This is a genomic window from Kitasatospora putterlickiae, assembly GCF_039527695.1.
GTDB lineage: Bacteria > Actinomycetota > Actinomycetes > Streptomycetales > Streptomycetaceae > Kitasatospora > Kitasatospora putterlickiae.
The window spans coordinates 1-4,339 of the sequence record NZ_BAAAKJ010000191.1 but is presented as its reverse complement, the minus strand read 5'-3'; the positions used below and the strand labels follow the sequence as shown (position 1 = coordinate 4,339).

Sequence of the window (4,339 nt, the reverse complement as noted above, 5' to 3'; positions counted from 1 at the left end):
GCCACCACCGCCACCCCGGCCCCCGCCCAGACCGCCTCCAGCAACGCCCCCACCGACGACCACCACGGCACCCCCACCTCGAACGGCCCGACCGCCCCGAGATACCCGCCGTCATACGTGAGGTGGACGCTGACGGTCCGCCCGTTTCCATGATCCATCCGCGCAGCCTCCCCCGGCCGGCCTGCCGAGCGCGACCGATTTTCCGAGCCGCGGCCCGCTGCGGAAGCCCCGCGCGCCGCCCGGCCCCGGCCCGGCGGGCCTGCACCCCCCACCGGCTCCGGCACCACTCGTCCGACTAGACCCCGCCGCCGCAGCCCCCTCCGCAGCCCATCCCGCAGGCGCCCACGCCCCCGTCCCTGGCCGGCGGAGGCGCGGGTGCGCGCGACCGCTCCTCACGGAGGAGCGCCGCCGTTCGCCTGTCGTCCCCCTCCCGGCAGATCCGCAGATCGTGGTCCTCGGGCAGGGCCGCCAGGCCGTGGGCGGCCACGGCCGCTGTTCCGTGCTTCCAGCGGTCGTCCGCCCGCGCCTCGGCGAGGAGCCGGGCGCCGGTGCCGGTGGCGTAGCGCCACCCCGGCAACGACGCCACACGCACCCCCAGGGCGGCCGCCAGCAGCACGGTGAAGGACACCACCGGGACGCGCCAGTCCTCGTTCCGCGCCAGTGTCCACACGAGGGCCACCAGGCCCACCGGGGCGATCGTGGCACTCGCCCACGCCATCCGGAGGCAGGCCTTCTCGGCCCGCCGGCGCAGCACCTCGTCCTCCAGCAGTCCCATGGCCACCAGCCGCTCCAGCAGTGCCCGCGACCCCGGCCCCTGGGCCACCGTCCAGGCCAAGAGCCGGAACCCCCACGTGCTCCGGCTCCCGAGCGCCCGCACGACCGCCGTCTCGAAGTCGCCCTCGCCGGGCGCCCCGCTCCCGCCGGTGGTCTCGTTCGCCCGGGTGATGGTGACGTCACCGGAGCGGGAGGCGACGAGCCGGCCGTCCGCGTACATCCTCGCCATGAACAGCTCCGGCACGTTCTTGGCCAGGACCGCGAGTTCGTACGGTTCGAGATCGGGCTCCCGCCCGGCCGCCGACCGTTCGGCACGGCGCAGCGCTCCCCGTGCCGCCCGGCAGCGAAGCCCCGCCCGGGCCGGCCACACAGCGGCTCCCAGCAGAAGAACCACGACCAGCCACATGACGTCCCCTTCCTCGGCGGGTCCACCCAGTGTGGGGAAACCAGGCCCGCCCCGCAATCATCAATCCCTTGCGTGGAAAGGGAGTTGCCCGCCCTGAGGCCGTCTCGCCGCCGTGACGCCGGGAGCTTTCGGCCCGGACTTCGGAACCGCTCGTCCGGAAGGCGGCGGCCACCGAGTCCTCCCCCGAGCGGACCAGGCGTGATCCGTCCCATGGAGAGGCTCGTGGATCTCGACGAAGCAGCCGCCGAGGTGTCCGCGCGGACGCCCGAATGGCAGGCCGCCGGGCTGGTGGTGGGCCGGGTGGCCTGGCGGGAGGCCGCGGCGCCGTGGCCGCACCGGCTGGAGACGGACCGCTCGCGGGTGGCCGATCCCGACGCGATGGGCGTCCGCCTCTACGGACCGGCGGACGCCCTGCTGTCCGTGGTGCTCTTCCGGGGCGGCTGGGCCGATGGCGACCACATCACCGGCGCGGGCGACGCCGGTCCGCTGCCGGGTGCGGGGATCGGCTCGGCGGCGGCCTTCGGCTCCCGGCTCGATGCCTGGGTGGCCCTTGTGTTCGGCGACCCCCGTGCCCCACGGCCGGCCTCCTGAAGCCACCGGGGGCTACCGGGGCTACGGGATCGCCACCGCCGCGCCCGAGACGCGCACGCGCGGCGACGCCGTGTGCGGGTCCACGTGCAGGACGCCGGGGCGGCCGAGGTCCTCGCCCTGGTGGAGGGTGACGGTGGGCGGCACGCCGTCGGGGTCGAGGGCGCGCAGGTAGGCGCCGAAGGCGGCGGCGGCCGCGCCGGTGGCCGGGTCCTCGACGACGCCGCCGACCGGGAAGGGGTCGCGGACGTGGAAGACGTCGGGGGCGGCGCGCCAGACCAGTTGGAGGGTGGTCAGGTCGCGGGCGGTCATGAAGGCGGCGAGGCCGTCGAAGTCGTAGGCGAGCCGCGCCAGGCGCTCGCGGGTGGCGGCGGCCAGCACCAGGTGGCGCGCGCCCGCGTAGGCGTAGCGGGGCGGCAGCGCGGGGTCGAGGTCCGCGCCTTCCCAGCCGAGCAGGGCGAGCGCCCCGGCGACGTCCGCCGCGTCCACGGCCTCGACGTACGGCTCCACGCTGGTGAGGGTGGCGCGCAGGGCGCCGTCCGCGTCCTTCACCACTTCGACCGGCACCTCGCCGGCCGCCGTGCGGTAGAGGTAGTGCCCGGGACCGACCCGTTCGGCGAGCGCCACGGCGGAGGCGACGGTGGCGTGGCCGCAGAACGGCACCTCGGCCAGCGGGCTGAAGTAGCGCACGGTGTGGACGCCGCCGGGGCCGGGGGTCAGGAACGCCGTCTCCGAGTAACCGAGCCCGGCGGCGATGGCGAGCATCCGCTCGGCGGAGAGCCCGGCGGCGTCGAGCACCACGCCCGCCGGGTTCCCGCCGCCGGGGTCGGTGGCGAAGGCGGCGTAGCGGAGGATCTCGGGTGCGCCGGGAGCGGCGTCGTCACTGGTCATGACCGCTCGAACGCGCCCGGCCAGACGCGTGTTCCCGGTCACCGCAGCACCGCCTCCAGCAGGTCGGTGCCGAGCCGGGCGCTGCCGGCCAGGTCGAGTTGGTAGAGCATGTACCGCCCGCGCCGGTGGGTGGTCAGCAGCCCGGCCTTGCGGAGCACCGCCAGGTGCCGGGAGACCTCGGGCGCGCTGAGCTGCCAGGCGGCGGCGAGTTCGCCGGTGGTGTGCGGGCCGCGGGCCATGGTGCGGGCGAGCCGCAGCCGGACGGGGTGGGCGAGCGCCTCCAGCCGCTGCTGGACGACCGCGAGCGAGACCGGTTCGGGCGTGCCCTGCTCGGCGACGGGGTACTGCACGACCGGGCGCCAGCCGGGCGCGGAGACCACCAGCAGGTGCGGGCGCCCGAACGCGGTGGGCACGAAGGTGGCGCCGCCGGCGGCGCTCCCGCTGGTGGTGTTGTCCTGCAGCTTGTCGATGACGATCCGGCGCGGTCCCTCCCCGGCGTCCTCCAGCGCCACCGAGGAGGAGACGGCGGCCAGGGCCTCGGCCGCGCCGTGCCGGACCAGCAGGTCGGTCTTGTGCCGGGCGTCGGCGGCCAGGGCGGGCAGCACCCGCCGCCAGGCGTCGGCGAAGAAGGCGTCCGCGCAGTCCTCCAGCATCCGCCGGACCAGTGCCCGGACGGCGGGCGGGTCGGTGAGCAGCCGGTCGGCGAACTCGGCCTGCCGGGGGCCGCGGGCCAGTGCCAGTTCGCGGGCCCGTTCCTGCGCGACCGGGTCGGTGAGCGGCGAGGCGAAGCGGTGCGCCAGCCGGGAGGCGCCGCAGGTCATCACGAGCGCGGCCCGGACGTACTGCTCGTCGTCGATCCGGTCGACGGCGTCCAGTTCCTCGGTGAGGGTGGCGCCGGGCAGGCCGGGGACGAGGAAGTCGGCGCGCGAGGAGCGCCAGAGGAAGTCGGCCTCGGCGAGCCGTTCGGCGAGCGCGGGCGGGACGGTGGCCGTGGTGCTCGCCGCCCAGCCGTGCAGGTCGGGGTGGTGCGCCGGCTCGGCGAGCACGTGCAGCATCGCGCTGAGTTCGGCCAGCGGGGAGGGGGTGAACAGCAGCCGCTCGTCTGGCAGGCCGGTGATGTCGATGGTCAGGCTCACGGTCCCGATCCTGTCACCTGCGGCGACGCGGTCCGACGCGGATTGACGGGAGTCGTCAATCCGCGTGCCCGGGGCGGCGGCGCGGACGGACGGTACCGCCCATGACCCTGATCCAGACCCCCGAGCGGCGGCCCGCCGACCCGCCGACCCGCAGCGGCCCGGCCGCCCTGTTCCGTCTGCTCACCGCCGCGGGCGGCCCGCGCTACGCGACCGCGCTGCTGGTGGACGCCCTCGGTACCGGGCTGCTGCGGCCGTTCCTGCTGCTCTACGGCATCGGCGTGCTCGGACTGGACGCCGGCCGGGCGGGCCTCGCGATGTCCGCCGGGATGGTCGCGGGCCTGTTCGTCCTCCCGTTGACCGGCCGGTGGATCGACCGGGGCGCGCGCAGCCTGCCGGCGGCGGCGACCCTCCTGGTGCGGGCGGCCGGGTCGGCGGCGCTGCTGCTGTCGGACGGCGTGGCGGGGTTCGCGGCGGCGGCCGTGCTGTTCGGGGTGGGCGGCCAGTCCTGGCCGACCACCCACGCGGCGGTCGTCCCGTCGGTGGC

The 4,339-nt window shown here is 76.6% G+C and carries 5 protein-coding genes; 2 read left to right on the top strand and 3 right to left on the bottom strand.

What is annotated here, in order from left to right; all coding sequences use genetic code 11:
• Positions 1–295: 295 nt before the first annotated feature.
• On the bottom strand, positions 296–1,180 hold the full coding sequence (locus ABD308_RS19235; RefSeq protein WP_344336167.1) for a DUF2207 domain-containing protein: 885 nt from the start codon (positions 1,178–1,180) through the stop codon (positions 296–298).
• Between the two features lie 210 nt (positions 1,181–1,390).
• On the opposite strand from ABD308_RS19235, the gene ABD308_RS19230 reads away from it, so the two are divergent.
• On the top strand, positions 1,391–1,771 hold the full coding sequence (locus ABD308_RS19230) for a hypothetical protein (protein ID WP_344336165.1): 381 nt from the start codon (positions 1,391–1,393) through the stop codon (positions 1,769–1,771).
• 21 nt (positions 1,772–1,792) lie between these two features.
• Here ABD308_RS19230 and ABD308_RS19225 read toward each other — a convergent pair whose 3' ends face one another.
• Together ABD308_RS19225 and ABD308_RS19220 are read right to left on the bottom strand one after the other, a co-directional pair.
• Positions 1,793–2,659, bottom strand: coding sequence for a PhzF family phenazine biosynthesis protein (locus tag ABD308_RS19225; RefSeq protein WP_344336162.1), 867 nt, complete (start codon positions 2,657–2,659; stop codon positions 1,793–1,795).
• A 38-nt stretch (positions 2,660–2,697) separates the two neighbouring features.
• On the bottom strand, positions 2,698–3,795 hold the full coding sequence (locus ABD308_RS19220; RefSeq protein WP_344336159.1) for a DUF5937 family protein: 1,098 nt from the start codon (positions 3,793–3,795) through the stop codon (positions 2,698–2,700).
• A 101-nt stretch (positions 3,796–3,896) separates the two neighbouring features.
• Here ABD308_RS19220 and ABD308_RS19215 point away from each other — a divergent pair.
• A partial coding sequence (locus ABD308_RS19215) for an MFS transporter (RefSeq protein WP_486327031.1) occupies positions 3,897–4,339 on the top strand: 443 nt, incomplete at its 3' end.